Genomic DNA, 21,090 nt, shown 5'->3' with positions numbered 1-21,090 from the left:
GAGACCCGTCGAGAGCCGGTGTGCCTTCCGGCGCCTGGTCGGTGCTGCCCGGGAAGCCGCGTACACTCCGGATATGCGCAGCGCAGTCATTGCCGTGCGAACCGGCCGGACCGAAGTGGTTCGTGATATCACACCCGAATGCGCGGACTTCGTGAACGAATCCGGTGGGGACGGGCTCCTGCACATTTTCGTCCCGCACGCCACCGCCGGGGTCGCGATCCTCGAACTCGGTGCCCACAGTGACGAGGATCTGCTGGCGGCCCTGCGGGATCTGCTGCCGGCCGACGATCGATGGCGGCACGCGCACGGCTCACGGGGGCACGGGCGTTCCCATGTGCTGCCGGCCCTGATCGCGCCGTATGCGAGCGTTCCCGTTGTGGGCGGGAAAATCGCCCTGGGGACCTGGCAGTCCATCGCCCTGGTGGATGTGAACATCGACAATCCCGATCGGCAGGTGCGGCTGTCGTTCCTGACCTCCGCCGGATGAGTGCCGCTCGGTGGGTGAGGCCGTCGCCATGAGCAGTCTCGGAGTCGCGATCATCGGGTACGGGACGGCCGGTGCGGTTTTCCACGCCCCGCTCATCGCCGCCGAACCCCGGCTACGGCTGGCTGCCGTGGTGACCGGTTCCCCGGATCGGGCCCGGCAGGCGCGGACCGAGCATCCCGAAGCCCGGGTATTGCCGGATACCGAGAGTCTGTTCGCCGATCTCTCCGGGATCGACCTGGTGGTCGTCGCCGCACCGAACCGGACCCACGCCGAGTTGGCGCGGCGGGCGCTGTCGGCCGGAGTCGCGGTGGTGGTGGACAAACCGTTCGCGGTGACCGCCGCCGAGGGTGCGGCGGTCGTGCGCCTCGCCGAGGACAGCGGCCGGCTGCTGACGGTGTTCCAGAACCGTCGCTGGGACGGTGATTTCCGCACCGTGAGACAGCTGATCGAGGCGGGCGAGCTGGGAAGGGTGCGGCGCTTCGAATCCCGGTTCGAGCGCTGGCGGCCCGTACCCGGGAGCAGCTGGCGCGAACTCGGTACCGCTGCCGATGCCGCCGGTATCCTCTACGATCTGGGCAGCCATCTCGTGGATCAGGCGCTCACACTCTTCGGCCCCCCGGAAACCGTCTACTGCGAGCTGGACGTCCGGCGTGCCGGTGTCCGCACCGCCGACGATATGTTCCTCGCGACGACCCATCCCGGTGGTATCCGCTCCCATCTGTGGGCCAGCGCGGTGGCACCGCGCCTCGGTCCCCGGTTCCGGGTGCTCGGGGATCGCGCCGGATACGAGGTGTACGGGCTGGATCCGCAGGAGGCTGCGTTGCGCGCGGGTCGCCGCCCCGGCGACGGTGAAACCTGGGGCACGGTGGCACCCGACCGGTACGGCGTGCTCGGTGCCGAACCGGAGATGTCCGCGGTGCCGACTCTGCCCGGCGACTATCTCGCCTTCTACACCGCACTCGCCGCCGCGCTCCTCGACGGCGCCCCGGTGCCGGTCGACCCGCACGACGCTCTCGCGGGCCTGCGGGTCCTGGAGGCCGCTCGGGAATCCGCCGCCTCCGGCGCGGTGGTGCGCTGCTGAAGCGCCGGCCGGGCGAGTCGACTGAGGGCGGGGCGCCGCAGTTTCCCGCCGGATCCTGTGGAACCGGGGGTGGGCGGTACCACACGCCGTCATGATGGAGACATGGCCACCTCTATGCCCCCATCCCGGAACCTGCTGCGCACCTGTCCGCTGTGCGAGGCGGTCTGTGGTCTGGAGCTGACCCTGGATGCCGAGGATCGGGTCACCGCCGTGCGCGGTGACCCGGACGATCCGTTCAGTGCCGGTTTCCTCTGCCCGAAGGGCGCCAGCTTCGGCCGGCTCGACAGCGATCCGGACCGGCTCACCGAACCCATGATCCGCGATCGCGCCACCGGCCGCCTGCGTCCCGCGGGATGGGACGAGGCCTTCGATCTGATCGCCGCGCGTATTCCGGCGATCAGGTCTACGCACGGCAATCAGGCGGTCGCCCTCTATCTGGGCAATCCGAACGCCCACACGATCGCCGGTACGCTCTACGCTCCGGCGCTGATCCGTGCGCTCGGCACCAAGAACCTGTTCTCCGCCAGCACCGCGGACCAGATGCCCAAACAGCTGGCCTGCGGTCTGCTCTTCGGTGACCCGCTGGCGGTGCCGGTGCCCGATCTGGACCGCACCGACTATCTGCTGATGCTGGGTGCCAATCCGCTGGAATCCAACGGTTCGGTCTGTACCGCCCCGGATTTCCCCGGCCGCCTGCGGGCCCTGCGGGCGCGTGGCGGCCGGTTGGTCGTGGTGGACCCGCGCCGGACCCGGACCGCGGATATGGCCGACGAACATCTCTTCGTACGGCCGGGTACCGACGCCTACCTGCTGTTCGCCATCGTGCACACCCTCTTCGCCGAAGAGCTCACCGATATCTCCGTCGCGGTGCGCGGGCTGGCGGAGGTGCGGGCCGTCGCGGCGGAGTTCACGCCGGAGCGCGTGGCCGGCCGTACCGGCGTATCCGCGGAAACCGTCCGGCGCCTGGCGCGGGAACTGGCCGGCGCGCCGACCGCTGCGGTGTACGCCCGGATCGGTACCTGTACGGCGGAATTCGGCACATTGACGCAGTGGCTGGTGGATGTGATCAATGTGCTCACCGGCAACCTCGACCGGGCCGGCGGCGTCATGTTCGCCACCGCCGCCGCGCGCGGTATCGTGCGCACGAAACCGTTCCGGCCCGGCCGGTGGCGTAGCCGGGTGCGGGAGCTCCCGGAGGTGATGGGTGAACTACCGGTCGCCACACTGGCCGACGAGATCACCACCCCGGGCGAGGGGCAGGTACGCGCACTGATCACTGTCGCGGGTAATCCGGTACTGTCCGCGCCCAGCGGTACCCGGCTGGACGATGCCTTCGCCGGGCTGGAGTTCATGGTGAGCGTCGACCGCTACCTGAACGAGACCACCCGGCACGCCGATGTGATTCTCCCGCCGCCCCGCCCGGTGCAGTCCCCGCACTACGATGTGGCCCTGCTGCAGTTCGCGGTGCGCAACTACGCACGATATTCACCACCGCTGGTCCCGCTGGGGCAGCGGCCGTCCGAGCCGGCCGTGTACGTGCGGCTGGGCGCGGCGGTGAGCGGACAGCCCCATAATCCGACCGCGGATTTCGATCCCCTCACGGCATTCGACGAATTCGTCATCGGCGATACGCTGCACCGTGCCGGGCTCGCCGACCGCCGTCTCGAATTGCTGGGCGAGACGAGCACCGAACAGCGTCTGGACCTGATGTTGCGTCTGGGGCCCTATGGCGCGTGGAACGGCGGGGAGTTGACACTGCGTACGCTGCTGGACAATCCGCACGGTATCGATCTGGGCCCGCTGCGCCCGCGATTGCGGGAGGTCCTGCGCACCGCGTCCGGCGCGGTCGAACTGGCACCGGAGACGCTGTTGGCCGATGTGCCGCGCCTGCGTGCCGGTTTATCGGCCGCGACGCCGGATCTGGTGTTGATCGGGCGCCGCCATCTGCGCTCCAACAACAGCTGGATGCACAATATGCCGCGGCTGGTCACCGGGACCAATCGCTGTACGCTGCAGATACACCCCGTGGATATCGCCCGGCTGGGTCTCGGCGACCATGCGGTCGTCGAATCCGCGGCGGGCTCGCTCACCGTCCCCCTGGAGCCGACCGAAACCATCATGCCCGGCGTGGTCAGCCTGCCACACGGGTGGGGTCACGGTGGCAGTACGCAGGAGGTAGCGGCGGCCCACGCGGGTGTCAATGCCAATGCGCTGACCGATGATTCGGTCCTCGATGTGCCGTCGGGAAATGCCGTGTTCAACGGTGTGCCGGTGGTATTGAGTCCGGTGTGATCCAGCGCTGATAGCGAGTCGGCCACCTACGTATCAGCGCATCGGTGTCGTGCCTGCGATGCATTGGGCGCGCCGCTCGGCCCTGTGTCAAGAGCTCATAGCACTTCCCGAATGTCGAATGCGCTGTGGAGAACCAGTTTGCTCCGCCGCGGCCCGGAATCGATCGGCTCGGAATCGACGGTAGGTATTGATAGTCTGATGAAGAAATCGCTATCACCGATCCCGGTTGCCGCGATATGCCTGCCGCGCTGGAGTGCGCATTCCCTGCGCTAGGAGTCGTCATGTTCCAGGCTCGTGTCCCCTCGGCCGGACGAACCGTGGCGGGCGGATCCGGCCGCAATGCGCGGACCCTCGGCCGGTGGTCCGCTTCGGTGGGCGGCGCTCCCGGACCGGAAAGCGCTCCCGGGCGCACCGGCGCCACCCGCTGACCCCGCGTTTGTCGTTGTGACAGCACCGAACCCACCAGAGGAGAAGAATATGACCACCGCACGCGATATCCGGGCTCGTACCGAGACGCATCCGCAGGGGGAGGAGCCGCTCGAGCTGGTCCCCCCGGATTCCCTCACCGCCGAAATGGTGGGGCACTGGACGTATCTGATGATGGAGGGCGCGGCCTTCGCGATGCAGGGGCTGCATCCGGTGATCCGGGAGGTCACCGACAGGTACTCCATCGCCGGAACCGATCCGGTGGGCCGGGCGGTCCGCTCGGTCGATTCGGTGCTGCGCTGGACCTACGGCGGCCTCGAAGCCATTCAGGACGGGCGCCGGTTGCGGTCCTTGCACGCCCCGCTGACCATGAAGAGCTCCGAAGGTAAACAGATCAGCGCCCTCAATCCCGGTGCGTACCAGTGGGTGATCGCCACCGCGTACGTGACCACCGCCAAGGCCGGCCCACTGCTGAGGGGCCGGGAATTCACCGACGACGAACTCGAAGAGCTACTGCGCGACAATATTCGCCTGGCCCGGATCCTGCAGGTGCCGATGAAGGGGTATCCCCGCACCCGCGCCGAATTCGACGAATACTACGAACATATGATCACCGAGGTCCTGACCGCGGACGACGACGTGCGCGAACAATACCGGCAGTTGCGCACCGGGGATCTGGAACAGTTCCGGGAGATGGGTTTCCCGGCCGGCCCGATCGCGCGGCGGCTGGCCCGGCCGCTGATCCGGTTCAACTATCTGTCCATCGTCGGGTTGCTCGACCCCCGGTTGCGTGAGTTGATCGGCGTGGCGTGGAGTGAGGGCGAACAGCGGACGCTGGAACGTGTGTACGGACTCATCCGCCTTGCCTACCGGGTGCTTCCGGACCGGCTCACCTATTTCCCGATCGCCTATCACGCCCGCAAACACCATCAGCAGATCCAGAAGATGAAGAAGCGGGAACTCGCCTCGGCCGCGTACACCGTGCGGCCACGACAGGAGACCCCGCGCACGCCGATCACCGTCATCCCCGGGTAGTGCCGGTGCGCCGAATACTCAGGCGCCGCCGGGATGCGGGAACAACAGCGGCGCGAGGTAGCGCCGGGCGAATTCGCGGGCGGCGTCGGCATCGTCGAGCGGAAGTACGCCGCGCGGGTTGGCGATGAACGACATGGTGAGCCGGACGAAGAGTTCGGCCACCACTTCCGGATCGAAGCTGCCGAGTTCTCCGCGCTCCTGCCAGTAGGACAGGAAACGCGCCACCAGCGCGCGTCCCTGTGCGACCGCCTCGTCGCCGGTGAGGAAATCGGTGAGCTGATTCGCCGCCCCCGAGACCCGCAGGCTGCGGGTGAGCAGGCGGGGTGCGGTGGCCTCACCGACGAACGCGGCGAACATATCCGCCAGGGCGCCGACCGGCCCGGCCGAACGGTGCACGGCGTCGGCCACGATCGTCGATACCCGCTGCGATTCGACCATCAGCGCGTAACGCACGATGGCCGATTTGGTGCCGAAGCGGCGGTATACCGTGGCCACACCCACCCCGGCGACCTCGGCGATGCGCACCATGGTGGTGTTCTCGAAGCCATTGGCGGCGAAGCACTCCCGGGCCGCGTCGACGATCGCCCGTGATTTGGCGTCGAGCTGCTGCAATTCGTTCCACGGCGCAGCGGTCGTCTCCATTCGGCCCAGCCTACCGGCTTGCCGCCGGGGCCGAAGCAGGCTCGGAGCGGGCACGTCTGTAGTGCCGAACGCGCTGTGGTGATAGGATGATAATGGAAAACTATCATTTCCTCTTTCTGTCCGAGGTGACGAGATGGCGACCAACGCAACGGTGCGCAACGCCGAATCCGCCGACCCCTGTATCCGGCCCGAAGCGCTGCGGGAGTTCCGTAAGCATTCCGGCAGTATCTTGGCCGGCGCCTTCGCCGGCGCGGCTTTCGATCAGGTGGCGTTGGTTCCGGTCGCCGCGGCGGTGGACCGGACCGGCCGGTTCGAGGAGAACTTCGCCGATCGCGGCGTCCGCAGCGGCGCCTCCGCGATGATCGCGTTGTGGGGTGATTCCGACGACCGCCGGGCCGAATCCGAATGGCTCAAACTGCGGCACCGTGATGTGCGCGGTACCGGCTCGGCGGAATTCGGCGAGGTGAAATACAGTGCGCTGAGCCCGTATACCTGGAAGTGGATCGCGGTCAGCGGGATATTCGTGGTGCTCGACACCTTCACCTATTGCACAGGTCTTGAGCTGCGTCCCGAAGAAGAGGAAGCCGCCTACCAGATGTTGCGCGCGTCCTTCGCGAACCTCGAATTACCCAGCGCGGCCGGCAAACTCCCGGCCGATCTCGCCGAGGCGCGGGAATACTACGACACCATGGCCACCGAGGAACTGGCCACGAATCCGTTTCTCGTGGAGAAGTTCGCCGGCCTGACCCGACTGCCCTTACCGACCTTGGGGCTGCCGCCACTGGCCCGCCGGGCCCTGACCCCACTGTGGCTGGTGATCCGGCCGGTCGCCGGGCATGTGATCCAGGTGTGTTCGTCCAAGGCTATGCATCCGGCGGTGCAGGAGCTGACCGGTTTCGAGTGGAAACCGCGCCACGATCGGGAATTCGCGGTCTATGTCCGCTTGCTGCGGTGGGCCTGGCACAACCTGCCCGACCGATTGTTGTTGCAACCGCTGGCCTACAACCGTTTCCAGTACGAGAAACTCGTCCACGCGCTACGCGGGTACGGGCTCGACTCGTTCGCGGTCCCCGAAGACCGGCGCTGAGCGAGCGACGGGCAAAAGGTGCACGGCCTTGTGTCTGTGTACTCCGGCTTCCCGAGCCGGCGGTAGCTATCGATCGGCGGGCGCGCTCACCGGCCCGCCACCGTCGCCTCGGTCCTGGAACGGCACCGCACCACGGGCCCGGTGATCGAACTCGGCCACCACCCCAGGGCTCCATCGCCGGAACTACGCCTCCCACCCGCGCGGGGAACATTCCCACGGTCCCGTCGGCTGCCTTGCTGATCCTGAGTGCCGGCGAGGCTGTCCGCCGCCGGTGCCGCGGACTCTCCTGGGTATCGACCGCCCGGGCGAGCGTGCCCGGCGGTTCGGCCGGGGTGGCGGCGGTGCGGCCACCTACTCGGGCGGGGCAGGGCCGGGTGCCCGCTGCCGGGCCTCGGTGAGGCCCGCCTCCGGCGCTGACGGACCGAAGAGCGCAGAGCCGGGTATAGTGCCACGGCAATTGCGGTGATAAAATCACGCTGAAAATCATTTCTTCTTCCTGTCCGAAGTGACGAGGTAGCGAAATGACAACTCACGCAACGGCGCGCGCCGCCGAATCCGCCGACTCTCGTATTCGGCCCGAAGTGCTGCGGGAATTTCGCAAACATTCCGGCAGTATCTTGGCCGGCGCCTTCGCCGGCACGGCTTTCGACGAGGTGGCGTTGGTTCCGGTCGCCGCGGCGGTGGACCGGACCGGCCGGTTCGAGGAGAATTTCACCGACCGCACCATCCGTGGTGGCGCCTCCGCGATGATCGCGTTGTGGGGTGATTCCGATGACCGCCGGGCCGAATCCGAATGGCTCAAACTACGGCACCGTGATGTGCGCGGTACCGGCTCGGCGGAATTCGGCGAGGTGGAATACAGTGCACTGAGCCCGTATACCTGGAAATGGGTCGCGCTCAGTGGGGTATTCGTGGTGCTCAATACCTTCACCTATTGCACCGGTACCGAGTTGCTTCCGGAAGAAGAGGAAGCCGCCTATCAGACACTACGCAAGACTTTCGTGGATCTCGAACTGCCCAGCGCTGTCGGGAAGTTCCCGGTCACTCTCGCCGAGGCGCGGGAATACTACGACACCATGGCCACCGAGGAACTGGCCGCGAACCCGTTTCTCGTGGAGAAGTTCGCCGGCCTGACCCGACTACCGTTGCCGACGCTGCGGTTGCCGCCGCTGGCCCGCCGGCTCTTGACCCCGTTGTGGCTGGTGCTGCGCCCGGTGGTCGGGCATGTGATCCAGGTGTGTTCGTCCAAGGCGATGCATCCGGCGGTGCAGGAGCTGACCGGTTTCGAGTGGAAACCGCGCCACGATCGGGAATTCGCGGTCTATGTCCGCTTGTTGCGGTGGGCCTGGCATCATCTGCCCGACCGATTGTTGTTGCAACCGCTGGCCTACAACCGTTTACAGTACGAGGAACTCGTGCACACCCTGCGTGGTTTCGGGCTCGATTCGTTCGCGATCCCGGAAGACAGGCGCTGACCGGCCCTCCGGGTCAGCGCTGTCCCGCCCGGAGGAATCGGCCCGTTCGCTCGGTGCCGAGAACCGGGTCGGCGGTTCCACTGCCGAAAACGTAACGACCGCCGATATAGACGGCGGTCACCGCGGCGTCGTTGCGGTTCACCATCCGGGAGAGATTGCCGTACTGGGCGACGGGGCTCTCCGCGTAGGCGTCCAGCGAATCGTCGAGGGCCTCCGGGTCGATGACGACGAGGTCGGCACGGTCACCCTCACGCAAATGCCCGGCATCGATGTCGTACCAGTCGGCGAGTTCACCGGTGAGCCGGTGCACCGCGTGCTCCAGCGGAATCACCGGTGTGCCCGCCTGCTCGGCGCGATACATCCGGCGCAGGAACCGCAGCCCGAAGTTGTAGAAGGCCATGTTCCGCAGATGGGCGCCCGCGTCGGAGAACCCGAGTTGGATACCGGGATGCGCGGCGAAACGATCCAGGATTTCCGGGCGGTGATTGGAGATGGTGGTGCGCCAGCGCAGTTTGGTCCCGTGCTCGAGCACCAGGTCCAAGAATGCATCCACCGGGTGCACCCCGCCGCGGTCGAGGCCTACCTGGCCGAAGGTTTTGCCGATGACGCCCTCGTCCGGGCAATCGACGATCTCCGCATCGAAGAAGTCGCGGTGCCAGACCCGCAGGCCGAATTTGGCCTCGTAGTCCTTGCGGAACCGGCGGCGATAGGACTCGTCGGCGAGCAGCGCGTCGCGTTCCACCCGATCGGCCAGATGTAGTGCCGCCGCCCCGGAACCGAATTCCTCGAAGATCACCAGGTCGATCCCGTCGGCGTACACCTCGAACGGGACGGGCAGATGCTGCCAGCGGAAATCCGCGCCCAAACCGTTCACCAGCCGCGCCAGGACGTCGATCAGCACGACCGCGAGCGGGTTGGCCTTGATATCGGCGGCGGACAGCAGGGTGGTCTTGAGTCGTTTGCGCACGATGCCCAGGCTGCTGAAGATCATCGCCCCCAGGCTGCGCGGGGAGGTGATATCCGGGCCGCCCTGCAGGATCCGGTTGCGGCGGCGCAGGATCGCGTTGAGCCGGCGGCGTTCCCGGGCCCGGGCGTAGGTCGAGGGCAGGGTGCGGGAGCGGCAGGTCTGCCCGTCGACCTTGTCGAACAGCAGCTGCTGGGCCGACATTCCGACGAATCCGGCGTCGAGTGCCTCATGGAGATCGGCCTCCATGGCCGCCAGTTCCGCCCGGGTGGGCCGCACCTCTTTGCGGGTTGCCCGGTCCAGGCCCAGATGCGCGGTCCGGATATCGGAATGACCCAGCATCGCCGCGATATTGGGCCCCAGCGGGAGTTGTTCGAGCGCGGTGACGTACTCGCTCGCCGAGTTCCAGCTCTTGATCTCCTCGAGGGTCTCGATGACGTGACGGCGCGGGATGGCTTCGACGCGCCCGAAGATATCGCCCGCCCCCGTGGGGTCGATATGCACGGTGGACAGCGAACACGAGCCGAGCAGCACCGTGGTGATCCCGTGCCGGACCGATTCGGACAGCGACGGGGTCTTCAGCACCTCGATGTCGTAGTGGGTGTGGATATCGATCATCCCCGGTAACACCCATTGACCCCGGGCGTCCACCACATCGGGGCAGCCGGTTTCGTCGAGGGGGGTCGCGGAGACGGTCACGACCCGGTCGCCGCGTAACCCGAGATGGCGAACCGCCGAGGCGGCGCCGGTTCCGTCGAACCAGCGGCCGCCTTTGATGATCGTGTCGTAGCTCACAGCCCCATTGCAACTGGTCGCATGCCCAGAGTCAAGAGGGGCGGCGGATCGCGCCGGGCGGAGCCCGCCCGGCGCGACACGGTCAATCCGCCCGGACCTCGGACCTGTCCTCGCTCCACAGGGTGTGGTACTTCCCCTCGGCATCCACCCGCTCGTAGGTGTGCGCGCCGAAGAAATCGCGCTGGGCCTGGGTGAGGGCCGCCGGGAGACGGTCCGCACGCAGCGCGTCGTAGTAGGAGAGCGAAGAGGCGAAGGCGGGTACCGGGATACCCAGCAGTGTCGCGGTGGCCACTACCCGCCGCCAGCTGTCGATCGCGGTTTCGATCGCCTCGCGGAAGTAGGGTGCCAGGATCAGGCTCGGCAGCGCCGGATCGGTTTCGTAGGCCTCTTTGATCCGGTTCAGGAAGCGGGCGCGGATGATGCAGCCGCCGCGCCAGATGGTGGCCAGATCACCCGGGGTGAGGTCCCAGCCGTATTCGGCGCTGCCCGCGGCGATCTGATCGAAGCCCTGGGCATAGGCGACCACTTTGGATGCGTAGAGGGCCTGGCGGATATCCTCGGTGAACCCGGCGATATCGGTGGGCTTGGCGGCCAGCTCACCGGAGGCGAGCCCCGTAGCGGCAGCCCGCTGCCCCCGGGAACCCGACAGAGCACGGGCGAACACCGCCTCGGCGATACCGGTCACCGGAATACCCAGGTCCAGCGCCGATTTCACCGTCCAGCGGCCGGTGCCCTTCTGTTCGGCGGCATCGACGATCACATCGACCAGCGGCTTCCCGGTCTTGGCGTCCACCTGGTTCAGTACCTCGGCGGTGATCTCCACGAGATAACTTTCCAGATCACCGGAGTTCCACTGGGTGAAGATATCGGCGATCTGCTTCGGATCCAGATCCAGCGCCGCCCGGAAGAGGTGGTAGGCCTCACCGATCAACTGCATATCGGCGTATTCGATACCGTTGTGCACCATCTTGACGAAATGCCCGGACCCGTCCGGGCCGATATGGGTGCAGCACGGGGTACCGTCCACCTGCGCGGCGATGGACTCCAGCAGCGGCCCGAGCGATTCGTAGGACTCGGCGGGACCACCGGGCATGATGGAGGGGCCGTTGAGCGCGCCTTCCTCGCCCCCGGAGATTCCGGCTCCGACGAAGTTCAGGCCGCGGGCACGTAGCGCCGCTTCGCGGCGGATGGTGTCGGTGTAGAGGGCGTTGCCGCCGTCGATGATGATATCGCCCGGTTCCATGGCATCGGCCAGCTCTTCGATCACCGCGTCGGTGGGCTCGCCGGCTTTGACCATGATGAGCACCCGGCGGGGCTTCTCCAGTACCGCGACGAACTCCGCGATCGTTTCGGTGCGGATGAAATCACCGTCGTCGCCGTGCGCGGCGAGCAGCGCATCGGTTTTGGCGACGCTGCGGTTGTGCAGGGCCACGGTGTAGCCGTGCCTGGCGAAGTTGCGGGCGATATTGCTACCCATCACCGCCAGGCCGGTGACCCCGATCTGTGCACGCGCTGAGGAGGACGCCATGAACCAGCTCTTTCGTTCGACAATGTCAACAGTATCGGCGGCTCGGGTACCGAGTCCCGGTCGGGACGACCGGCCGGGAAGCGATGGCCACCTCTGCTCTTTCTACCGGGTGGCCTCCGGTGCGTTCGCGCAGACCCGCCGATAACGATGTAGCGGCCCGATCGGATACGGACGGAACCGTGGGTGGCGGTCCGGACACGCCTCCGCGCACATTCCGTGATGATCTTGTTATGGACGAGGACCGTTCTCGCGCAACGGAAATGACTCGAACGGTATCACTGGCAAAGGGGATACTTCCGCAGGAATGGGTACAGGAGGTATGTGCGGTATACAAGTGTGCTCGCGATGATGAGTGCGGCGATCGTCGCCGCGGTGTCCCTTCTCGCCGCCCCCGCGGCGACTGCCGCGCCGGGCCCGCGCGTGGACGCGGAGAGGCCACTCGGTGGGCGGGCGATCCAGCTGGATGTGTTCTCGCCCGCTATGGACACGGTGGTGACCAACCGGGTGATCCCGGCGGCCGGCGGCCCGGCGCCGACCGTGTACCTGCTCACCGGTATCGGTGGCGGGGCCGACGGTATCTCGTGGTGGGACGATACCGACGTCCGGCAGTTCTTCGCGGACAAGAACGTGAACGTGGTGATGCCGGTGGGCGGCGCCTACACCATGTACACCGATTGGCACGCCGACGACGCGGCGCTGGGCCGTGCCCGCTGGCAGACCTATCTCACCCGGGAGCTGCCCTCGGTGATCGATGCCCGGTTCGGCACCACCGGCCGCAACGCGGTAGCCGGGGTGTCCATGAGCGGCGGTTCCGCGGTGGACCTCGCCATCCAGGCGCCCGAACGCTACCAGGCCGTGGCCTCCTACAGCGGCTGCCCGTGGTCGGCGGACGCGGCGGGGATCGCGATGGTCAGCGCGCAGGTGGTGCGCGGTGGCGGGAACCCCGGCAATATGTGGGGCCCGCCCGGGTCCGTGGGCTGGCAGGCACACGACGCGTTCCTGCACGCTCCCCGGCTGGCCGGTAAGACGGTCTATCTGTCGGCGGCGTCGGGTATGCCCGGCGCGATCGACCGCGGCTGGGGTTTTCCTCCCGTGGAGGCCATCGCCAGCGCCTGTACCTCGGCTTTCGCCGGGCGGCTGACGCAACTCGGGATCGGTGCCGTGCACATCGACCGCCCCGCTGGTGCGCATACCTGGGGGCAGTTCGAATACGACCTGCACGATTCCTGGCCGCACCTCGCGCGGGCGATCGGGGCCTGACCACGGCGGCCCTCCGCGCGGTCCACCCGCACGGGAACGAGTGGCCGCATCGGTGGGCGCCCGGTGCGAACCACCGTCACCACGGCGGGCGTGGTGAACGCGGTCCACGGCGGGCGGCCCGGCGGGCCGCGGAGCGCAGCGAGTCCGTCATCCGCCGGGCGAGTAGGTGCGATCCCGCTTTCCCGCCACCGGGGCCGGCAATGCCGGGCTATGGACAGATGACTGGACAGGTGTAACTATCGGTGTGCAGCTGGCCAGCGGGCTGTGCCGATCGACGGGAGGACCATACCCATGGACGATTCTGCGGACCGCGAGCACACGGGGGTGAGCGGCGATGAGCGTATTACGTCCCTGTGAGCGGGTAGGCCTCGAGTTCCTCGACAATGCGCCGGTGCGAGTCAGCAACAGCGTGGACCTGGCGATCACACCGGAGCAATTGTTCGAGGTTCTGGCCGACGCCGAATCCTGGCCGCACTGGGCCTCGGTGATCACCAAGGTCACCTGGACCACTCCCGAACCCCGGGGAGTCGGTACCACGCGGCTCGTCGATATGCGCGCAGGACTTGTCGGTGACGAGGAATTCCTGGCCTGGGAGCCGTACACCCGGATGGCTTTCCGGTTCAACAGTTGCTCGACCGGCGCGGTGGCAGCGTTCGCCGAGGACTATCGGATCGAACCGACGGCCCAGGGATGCCGGCTCACCTGGACACTCGCGCAACGCCTGGCCGGACCGGCCCGCTTCACCGCGTTCCTCGCGGTCCCGTTCATGAATCTGGCGTTCCGCCGGTTCCTGGCGAATCTGCGCCGCTACACCGACCGGCGTTTCGCGCCCGCGGCGCAACTGTGACCCATCCGCCGCCGCGACCGTACCGGTCGCAGCGGCGGGCCGGGTCAGCCCATCAGCAGCGAGCCCGCCAGCCAGGCCGCCAGTACCAGTCCCACCCCGATCAATGCGCCGGGGTAGAGGGAGCGGCCACTGCGGGCCGCGTTGAGCGATGTCGCCGCACCCAGCAGGAAGCCGAAGCAGCCACCGAGGACGATGATCCAGTTACCGATACTCGGATCGGTGCTACAACCGGTACGCCCTTCGCAGACCCCCATGGCGAGCAGGAACCACGGCGATATCGCGACGGAAACGATCGCCAGGGTGGCCAGCAGGAACCACAGCAATGCGGTGATCACCAGATCCGGTTCACGCGGTGCCGGGATCGGCGCCCCCCGGCCGTAGACGTCGTCCGGGATGGGGGAAACCGGGTACTGGGTAGAAGTCTGATCAGGGAACATACGCCTCGCGATCGCTCGAGCCGACAGGGCCGCGGAAGGGTGTTTCGAGAACCTTTCCTGTGCCGCAACTGATCCGGCACGCGCGCGACACTACACTGCCTGCCGTTGCGCGGCGCGGGTTCTCCGGGCCGCGCTCCGCGCAACCGGGTCCGATACGTACGACGCCGGGGCGGAGACGGCGGGCACTAGCGCTGCGCGGTATCGGATCCGTCCGCGCCGGGATCATCGTCCGCTCCGCCACCGGCCTGCTCGGCAGTCGCTCGGGTGGTGCCGGCCCCCGCTCCGGTATGTGGCGGGGGAGCGGAATGCTGCTCGCCGGTCGTTGTTCCCGTGATGGGGGACTTCCGGGCCGCCCCGCTCCTCACGACATGCTCCGCGCCGGCCTCGCGAGATATGCTGATCCGCCACGGGATCCGCGGCCGCGAGCTCCGGGGCAGGGTGGCCAATGCGACCACCGCGGAACCGACCGAGATGATGACCGCGGCGATGGCCGCGGTCGTGAGGGTACCGCTGGCGACGTATTCGACCTGATTCAAACCGGCTACGGGTTTCGAGCCGTCGTTGACCGCCCAGTTGATCCAGGAGCCGACCTGGCCGCCGAGGTCCCAGCGGCGGTTGGTCATACTCTTGAGCTGCTTCTGCCGGGAGGTGAGATACAGCAGGTTCACGATCACCAGCAGGGCGGTGAGTGCGGCCCCGCCGGTCGCGATCCGGGCGAATCGTGCGGAGTCGGTGGTGATGTGGATCGCCACCGCCGCGATGGTGAGGGCGATGACGGAGCTGGTGGCCACCGCCCACGAACCCGTGAGATCGGCGGCAGGTGGCGGGCCCGCGGAGGACCATACGCTGAGATACCGGGTGGTGGAGTCGACCTGGCCGAACGGCGTTGCCGCGGCCATACCGTCCGGGCCGTTCGCCACCATCCAGTGCTGGAACATCAGGACGAAGGTGACGACTCCGCCGAGGGCGGTGAACACATACCCCCATTTACCGCTCATGAGCGGTGAACTACGAATCTCCTCGGCACGTTCCCGGGCCTGGCGGAGACCGGCGCGAGCGACCGCACGCCGATGCTCCCACTGTTCGTTCCGGTCATGCGTGGGAGGCGCCGCGGCCTTCGAGCCGGACGGTTCGGCGCCGGTGTCTCCGCTCGTTCCCCACGGACTCGCCTTGACCATCGAACCAGTCTAAATCTGCGCCCAGCAGTGGGAAGAGCGCGGCGATTCGCCCGGGGCCGTAGCGCTCAGGCCATGTCCGGATGGTTCGCCCGGCCGTTGGCCACCAGGTCCACCACCATGTCACGCAGGACGGCGCGGAGCCGTATCGCGTTCTCCCGCAAAGCCGGCGTGACCGCTCCGGTATCCGGGCCGGTATCGGCGAGGTCCACGAGCTCGTCGGCGATATGGCAGAGCGCGATCAGGCGTCGCACCGTGTTCCGCCGCTCGGCCGGCGGCAGCGCTTCCGTGTCCACGGTGAGGTTATCTCCCCTGGTCCGCAATTTGTTTCATGCTTACGTATTTACTGGAAAAGGGTCGCTGACCCGAGGAAACCGCCCTTCGGGCAAACAGTAAGTTATCCGCTGCGGTGGTGCCGCCGGCTATCGCGGAATGCGGATGGGCCCTCCGCGGACCCCGGGTCAACCGCACCCGGCGCTCCGGGTGGAATCCGTCGTTCCGGGGTGCCCTTCCGTCCCGACCACGCACCCCGGGCATCGCTCACGGACGCGGTGCGGCATCGTTGACGGCGGGTCCCCACCGGACCGAATCCACCACCCCCGGAAGGAACGGTGAGCAGTGCGCCGGGTGTTGCTGTCGATCATGAGTGTGCTCTGCCTGACGGCTGCCGCGTGCGGTGGCGGGCAGGAAACCCCGGCTGTCGAACCGGCCGGCCGCGGCGATCTCGTCTCCGCGACCCCCGTCCTGGAGATGACGGGTCCGGAGACCAGCGGCTACCTCGAAGAATGGACGTACCCGGTGCCCGCGGCCCACGGTGTCACCGCCTACCGAGTGGTCTATGGAACCGTCGCACCGGACGGAGCGCCCACCACCGCCAGTGGCCTGGTGGTGGTGCCCGAGACCGAGACGCGACGGTTGCGGCTGGTCTCCTACGCCCACGGCACGACGGTGCGCCGGGACGAGGCGCCCTCTACCGACGGGGAAACCGAGCGCGCCCGCACGGTGATGTTCGCCGCCGCCGGGTACGCCGCCGTCGCCCCGGACTATCTCGGCCTCGGCGAGGGACCCGGGCCGCATCCGTATGCCCACGCCCCGACCGAGGCGTCTGCGTCGGCGGATCTGCTGACGGCCGCCCGTACCCTGCTCGCGGACCAGGGCCGTGAGCTCGATCCCGCTGTTCTGGTGACCGGTTTCTCCCAGGGTGCCCAGGCGGCACTGGCGCTCGGGGCGGAATTGAGCGCCGGGACCGTCCCGGAATTCGGCTCGGCCGCGCTGGCGGCGGTGAGTGGCGCCTACGCTGTCCAGGAGGTTCAGGCGCCGGCCGCCCTGGACGGGCGGGTCGAGGCCCGTCGAGCGGTGCTCTATCTGGGGTACTGGATCACCGCGATGAACCGGATCCATCACCTCTACGACGATCCGGCCGAGGCGTTCCGGGCGCCCTACAATCAACGGATCGAGGATCTGTTCGACGGTTATCACGATCTGCTCGCGGTTTCTTCGGGCCTGCCGGATACCCCGCAGGAATTACTCACCCCGCAGTACCTGGCGCTGGCGCAGAACCCTTCCGGCGCTGCCCTGCGCGCCATGGCCGAGAGCGATACCGTCTGCGACTGGACCCCGGACGTTCCGGTGCGGCTCTATGCCGCCTCGGGCGATCGCAGCGTTCCCTTCGAGAATTCACAACGGTGCACGAAAGCCGAACTGGGTGCGAGCACCGAGCTCGTCGACCTGGGCGATATGGATCACGGCGCCACGGTGCGCGCCGCGCTCCCGCGGATCCTCGACTGGTTCCGGGAAATAGCACCGCCCGCCTGAGCTCCGAGCTCGGGCGGGCGGTGCGGAGTGAGCGGAATCAGTGCATGAGCACCGGCGCCGGTTTCTCCGAATCGGATGCGGGTACGGCACTCGCCTTGCGCGGCAGCAGCAGCGAGAAGACGACGGTGACGAGGCACAGCGCGAACGCCACCCAGAAGCTGCTGGTGTAGGCCGCTGTCATCTCGTTCAGTACGAGGGACTCGAACTTGTCGCCCAGGCTCATGATGTACTGCAGTGCCGACGGGTCGGGCGGTGTCCCGGTCCGCTCGGCCTCCATCAGTGCCTGGCCGGCCGATACCGCCTCGGAATCCTGCATCCGGTTGGTGAGTACCACCGAGATGACCGCGACACCTACCGAGCTGGCGATCTGCTGAATGATGTTGAGCAGGGTGGAGCCGCGAGCGACCTGGGCCTCCTTGAGGGTGCGCAGCGCGGCCGTCATGAGCGGCATCATGGTGAGGCCCATACCGAGGCCCATCACGAACAGGACGCCGAGCACATAGAAGTAGGAGCTGTCGGCCTCGATCTGGGTCAGCCCGAACATGGTCGCGGTGAGGATCGTCAGACCCACCGGCACGACCCGGCCCACGGGGACCTTGTCCACCAGCATGCCGGCGATGGGCATGGTGAGCAGCGAGCCGAGCCCCTGCGGTGCCACCAGCAAGCCTGCCATCAGTGCGCTTTCGGCACGGACCTGCTGGAAGTAGGTCGGGATGAGCAACAGGCCGCCGAAGAACGAGGCGGAGAACAGGAACATGGTGATGGTGGCGACGGTCAGATCGCGGTTCTGGAACAGCCGCAGATCCAGCAGCGGATTCGTGGGCTTGAAGGAGTAGAAGACGAACGCGATCACCAGCACGCCACCGACCAGCATGGTCGCCCACACCTTCGGGGTGTTGACGGTGCCCTCCTCCGGGATGGAGGAGATGCCGTAGAGGAAGAGCGCCAGACCGGGGGACAGCATCAGCATGCCGATGAAGTCGAATGATTCACCGGGATGCGCTTCGTCTTTGGGGAGGACGAACCAGGCGTACACGAGAGCGATCGCGCCCAGCGGCAGGTTGATCAGGAAGATCCAGTGCCAGGAGGCATCCTCGATGAGCCAGCCACCCAGGATCGGGCCGAGAATCGGACCCAGCAGCATCGGCACGCCCAGGATCGCCATCAGCCGGCCCATCCGCTCCGGCCCGGCCGCTTTGGTCATGATGGTCATACCCAGCGGCATGAGCATGCCGCCGCCGAGACCCTGGATCACCCGGAATCCGATGAGCGCACCGATGTTCCAGGACAGCGCGCACAGCACCGAACCGACGGTGAACAGCACCAGGGCCGTCATGTAGAGCCGTTTGGTGCCGAACCGGTCGGCCGCCCAGCCGGTCAGTGGAATGACGGTGGCCAGGGCGAGCGTGTAGGCGGTGACCGTCCAGGCCACCGTGGAATAGTTGGCGACATCGAATTCGGCCTGGAACGTCGGCATGGCCACGTTCACCACCGTGATGTCCAGAATGGACATGATGGCGCCCAGAACGACGACACCGGCCAGTTTCAGGACCGAGGCGTCGATTCTGTCCGGAGCCCCCGCATCGGCCGCGGGGGCGGGGCTTGCATTCACGAATTGTCTCCTGACGATGCTGGGGGGCACGCCACGACGTTGTGTATGGCCCCGGACTCGAGGACTGCGGTGAGGACCTTCTGGAGATCGGCACGTAGAGCATCGGGCAGACGGTGCGCGATACCGTCGATCGTCGCACGGTGGACCGCGATCTGATCCCAGGCGAGGCGCTGCCCGTGTTCGGTGGGGCCGACGAGTTTGACACGCCGGTCGGTGCGGCTTTCCTCCCGGGTGAGCAGTCCCAGACGCACCAGCCGGTCGATATTGCGCCCGGCGGCGGTCATCGACAGGCCGAGCTCATCGGCGATGATGTGGATCGGCTGGGGTTCGCTGTGCCGGACCACAGTGAACAGCACCCGGGCCTGTGACAGCGTCAGATCCAGTTCCGCGAGCCGGTCGACCCCTCGCCACCGCCCCGGATCGCAGACGGCGAGTACGAAGCGCTCGATCAGGGTGCTCGTCTCCGACTCATTTGCCACCGCGCGATCATATGGTTCTTCGAAATAGTCGCGAAAGCGGGAATATTTCGTTTGTGACCGGAAACATAGCGGTGTCGACCCGGGTATGGCCCCGGGAATTCACCTGGACGGCGGCCGGAGCTACAGAAAGTACGCGGAGGGTCCCGTCTCGGTGCCGGGAGCCCCGGGTTTACGGGGCTCGGCCCTCGATGAGGAACCCACCGACCGACTCCGCGACGGCGGTGGGCCGCTCCAAGTGCAGGAAGTGCCCCGCCCCGGCCAGCGTTCCGGCGAAGCCGCCCGCCGGGGCCAGCGTTTCGGCCGCGCCCGCGGTGAACGCGGGATGCAGGGTGGTATCGGCCGAACCGTGCAGATAGAGCATGGGCACCCGCGGCGCCTGATCCCAGTAGCGGTGCCAGTCCGTGTGGGGAGCGCCGGGGGCCGACAGCCGGGCGAACGCGCGATAGTAGGAGAGCGCGGCCGTGCGGTGGGCAGTGGTGGGCAGCGCGGCGAGGGTATGGGCGATATCGGTCTCCGCAGCGTACCCGGGCGACCAATCGTGCCAGAGCCGGGGCACCAGCCGGTCCAGGGCGCGTTCCGCGATTCCCGGCACCTGGTTGAACAGGATGTACCAGCTGTACCGCAGCTGCCGCAGATACGCTCCGGCCGAACGTATCCCACCTCCACGCCGGGGCCTCATCGCCGGCACCGGGGGAACCGCCAGGGAAACTACGCGCGGGAACGGGCAATCCGGGTGTGCGGCAATCGTATTGACTGTCAGCGCACCCCAGTCGTGACCGATGAGCGCCGCGTCGTCCGGTGCGCCGAGTTCGCGATGGAGCGCGATCGTATCGAAGGCCAGCGCACCGAGGTGGTAGTCGCCGTCCTCGGGTACGGCCGTGGGAGCGTATCCGCGGGTGAACGGGGCGATCACGCGGAAACCCCGCGCGGCGAGCGCGGGACCGAGATGACGCCAGGTCCAGGCGCTGTCCGGAAAACCGTGCAGGCAGAGCGCGAGACGCCCGCCCAGGTCGCCCCAGGCGAGGGCGGTCATCGTCAGATGCGGCAGCCGGAATTCGAGGGTTTCCGGCTGTTCGGCCGGGTGTGTGTCCATCCGGTCGCTCCTTTCTGGTCCTCGCCACGGTGACCGCCGTGCCGTGCTGTCACTGCCCCGGCGATATCGCATGTGCCGACAGCGGTATGCTCGGTTCTCCCGGACGATATCGCTGTGCCGGTGCTGCGGGCGGGCCCGGTTCCACACAGCCGCGGGGTAGTTGAGGTCGTATCTGGCAAGGTATCTGGGGATCGGAGGAGTAAGCCCATGGCGCGCAAGGTCGTCATCAGCTTGATCGATGACCTCGACGGCGAATCACCCGCGGCCGAGACGGTGGTGTTCGCGTTCGAGGGCGTAACGTACGAGATAGACCTGACCGAAGCCAACGCGACGGAATTACGCGCGGTCTTCGGCAAATGGACCCCGTTCGCCCGGAAGGTGGGCCGGGCAGGCCGGACGAAGCGGGAACGGCCGGGCCGGTCGGTCTCGGCGAAAGCGATCCGGGAATGGGCCCTGCGCAACGGTCACGAGGTCGCGGCGCGCGGCCGGATACCCTCCGGGGTTCTCACGGCCTTCCGGCGGTCCGAGGGCCGGTGAGGCCCCCGGACCGGCGGCGACCG

The 21,090-nt window shown here is 67.6% G+C and carries 19 protein-coding genes; 10 read left to right on the top strand and 9 right to left on the bottom strand.

Features of this window, described 5'->3' with window-relative positions; all coding sequences use genetic code 11:
* Positions 1 to 73: 73 nt before the first annotated feature.
* The 4 genes from ACYR7D_RS21640 to ACYR7D_RS21625 all read left to right on the top strand — a co-directional run bounded on the left by ACYR7D_RS21640 (position 74) and on the right by ACYR7D_RS21625 (position 5,321).
* Complete coding sequence (locus tag ACYR7D_RS21640) at positions 74 to 487, top strand: secondary thiamine-phosphate synthase enzyme YjbQ (protein ID WP_459546357.1); 414 nt, start codon at positions 74 to 76, stop codon at positions 485 to 487.
* Positions 488 to 515: 28 nt separating this feature from the next.
* The gene (locus ACYR7D_RS21635) at positions 516 to 1,568 is read left to right on the top strand and encodes a Gfo/Idh/MocA family oxidoreductase (protein WP_459546356.1); all 1,053 of its coding nucleotides are present in this window, start codon (positions 516 to 518) and stop codon (positions 1,566 to 1,568) included.
* A 102-nt stretch (positions 1,569 to 1,670) separates the two neighbouring features.
* Complete coding sequence (locus tag ACYR7D_RS21630; RefSeq protein WP_459546355.1) at positions 1,671 to 3,860, top strand: molybdopterin-dependent oxidoreductase; 2,190 nt, start codon at positions 1,671 to 1,673, stop codon at positions 3,858 to 3,860.
* 477 nt (positions 3,861 to 4,337) lie between these two features.
* Entirely contained in the window at positions 4,338 to 5,321 is a 984-nt protein-coding gene (locus tag ACYR7D_RS21625) for an oxygenase MpaB family protein (RefSeq protein ID WP_459546354.1), read from the top strand.
* Between the two features lie 18 nt (positions 5,322 to 5,339).
* On the opposite strand, the gene ACYR7D_RS21620 is transcribed toward ACYR7D_RS21625, so the two are convergent.
* Positions 5,340 to 5,963 (bottom strand): TetR/AcrR family transcriptional regulator, encoded by a 624-nt coding sequence (locus ACYR7D_RS21620; RefSeq protein WP_459546353.1) that lies wholly within the window; start codon positions 5,961 to 5,963, stop codon positions 5,340 to 5,342.
* A gap of 133 nt (positions 5,964 to 6,096) precedes the next feature.
* Here ACYR7D_RS21620 and ACYR7D_RS21615 point away from each other — a divergent pair, with 133 nt between their 5' ends.
* Positions 6,097 to 7,050 (top strand): oxygenase MpaB family protein, encoded by a 954-nt coding sequence (locus tag ACYR7D_RS21615; RefSeq protein WP_459546352.1) that lies wholly within the window; start codon positions 6,097 to 6,099, stop codon positions 7,048 to 7,050.
* A gap of 521 nt (positions 7,051 to 7,571) precedes the next feature.
* Complete coding sequence (locus ACYR7D_RS21610; RefSeq protein WP_459546351.1) at positions 7,572 to 8,525, top strand: oxygenase MpaB family protein; 954 nt, start codon at positions 7,572 to 7,574, stop codon at positions 8,523 to 8,525.
* A gap of 13 nt (positions 8,526 to 8,538) precedes the next feature.
* On the opposite strand, the gene ACYR7D_RS21605 is transcribed toward ACYR7D_RS21610, so the two are convergent.
* A complete protein-coding gene (locus ACYR7D_RS21605; RefSeq protein ID WP_459546350.1) occupies positions 8,539 to 10,284 on the bottom strand; it encodes an N-acyl-D-amino-acid deacylase family protein in 1,746 nt (581 codons plus the stop codon).
* An 82-nt stretch (positions 10,285 to 10,366) separates the two neighbouring features.
* A complete protein-coding gene (gene gndA / locus ACYR7D_RS21600; RefSeq protein WP_459546349.1) occupies positions 10,367 to 11,812 on the bottom strand; it encodes an NADP-dependent phosphogluconate dehydrogenase in 1,446 nt (481 codons plus the stop codon).
* 345 nt (positions 11,813 to 12,157) lie between these two features.
* Between gndA and ACYR7D_RS21595 the strand changes: the two genes are divergently transcribed.
* Positions 12,158 to 13,072: an alpha/beta hydrolase gene (locus ACYR7D_RS21595; RefSeq protein ID WP_459550238.1), complete on the top strand. Its 915-nt coding sequence runs from the start codon at positions 12,158 to 12,160 to the stop codon at positions 13,070 to 13,072.
* A 334-nt stretch (positions 13,073 to 13,406) separates the two neighbouring features.
* A complete protein-coding gene (locus ACYR7D_RS21590; protein ID WP_459546348.1) occupies positions 13,407 to 13,919 on the top strand; it encodes an SRPBCC family protein in 513 nt (170 codons plus the stop codon).
* A gap of 44 nt (positions 13,920 to 13,963) precedes the next feature.
* Here ACYR7D_RS21590 and ACYR7D_RS21585 read toward each other — a convergent pair whose 3' ends face one another.
* From ACYR7D_RS21585 to ACYR7D_RS21575, 3 genes are all read right to left on the bottom strand, one after another.
* Positions 13,964 to 14,356: a hypothetical protein gene (locus ACYR7D_RS21585; RefSeq protein WP_459546347.1), complete on the bottom strand. Its 393-nt coding sequence runs from the start codon at positions 14,354 to 14,356 to the stop codon at positions 13,964 to 13,966.
* A gap of 185 nt (positions 14,357 to 14,541) precedes the next feature.
* Entirely contained in the window at positions 14,542 to 15,534 is a 993-nt protein-coding gene (locus ACYR7D_RS21580) for a hypothetical protein (protein WP_459546346.1), read from the bottom strand.
* 65 nt (positions 15,535 to 15,599) lie between these two features.
* The gene (locus ACYR7D_RS21575; RefSeq protein ID WP_459546345.1) at positions 15,600 to 15,827 is read right to left on the bottom strand and encodes a hypothetical protein; all 228 of its coding nucleotides are present in this window, start codon (positions 15,825 to 15,827) and stop codon (positions 15,600 to 15,602) included.
* Positions 15,828 to 16,149: 322 nt separating this feature from the next.
* Here ACYR7D_RS21575 and ACYR7D_RS21570 point away from each other — a divergent pair, with 322 nt between their 5' ends.
* Entirely contained in the window at positions 16,150 to 17,346 is a 1,197-nt protein-coding gene (locus tag ACYR7D_RS21570) for a lipase family protein (protein WP_459546344.1), read from the top strand.
* 37 nt (positions 17,347 to 17,383) lie between these two features.
* Here the strand turns inward: ACYR7D_RS21570 and ACYR7D_RS21565 are convergent, their stop codons facing one another.
* From ACYR7D_RS21565 to ACYR7D_RS21555, 3 genes are all read right to left on the bottom strand, one after another.
* Complete coding sequence (locus tag ACYR7D_RS21565) at positions 17,384 to 18,958, bottom strand: DHA2 family efflux MFS transporter permease subunit (protein WP_459546343.1); 1,575 nt, start codon at positions 18,956 to 18,958, stop codon at positions 17,384 to 17,386.
* Positions 18,955 to 19,437, bottom strand: a complete 483-nt coding sequence (locus tag ACYR7D_RS21560; RefSeq protein ID WP_459546342.1) for a MarR family winged helix-turn-helix transcriptional regulator — start codon at positions 19,435 to 19,437, stop codon at positions 18,955 to 18,957. The genes ACYR7D_RS21565 and ACYR7D_RS21560 overlap by 4 nt, the downstream gene beginning before the upstream one ends.
* Before the next feature lie 169 nt (positions 19,438 to 19,606).
* Positions 19,607 to 20,530, bottom strand: coding sequence for an alpha/beta fold hydrolase (locus ACYR7D_RS21555; RefSeq protein WP_459546341.1), 924 nt, complete (start codon positions 20,528 to 20,530; stop codon positions 19,607 to 19,609).
* Between the two features lie 207 nt (positions 20,531 to 20,737).
* Here ACYR7D_RS21555 and ACYR7D_RS21550 point away from each other — a divergent pair, with 207 nt between their 5' ends.
* A complete protein-coding gene (locus tag ACYR7D_RS21550) occupies positions 20,738 to 21,067 on the top strand; it encodes a histone-like nucleoid-structuring protein Lsr2 (RefSeq protein WP_459546340.1) in 330 nt (109 codons plus the stop codon).
* Positions 21,068 to 21,090 lie beyond the last annotated feature (23 nt).

The sequence above is a fragment of the Nocardia sp. X0981 genome (genome assembly GCF_977089955.1).
The sequence above is the reverse complement of the archived record's forward strand: the minus strand, read 5'-3'. Positions and strand labels throughout refer to the sequence as shown.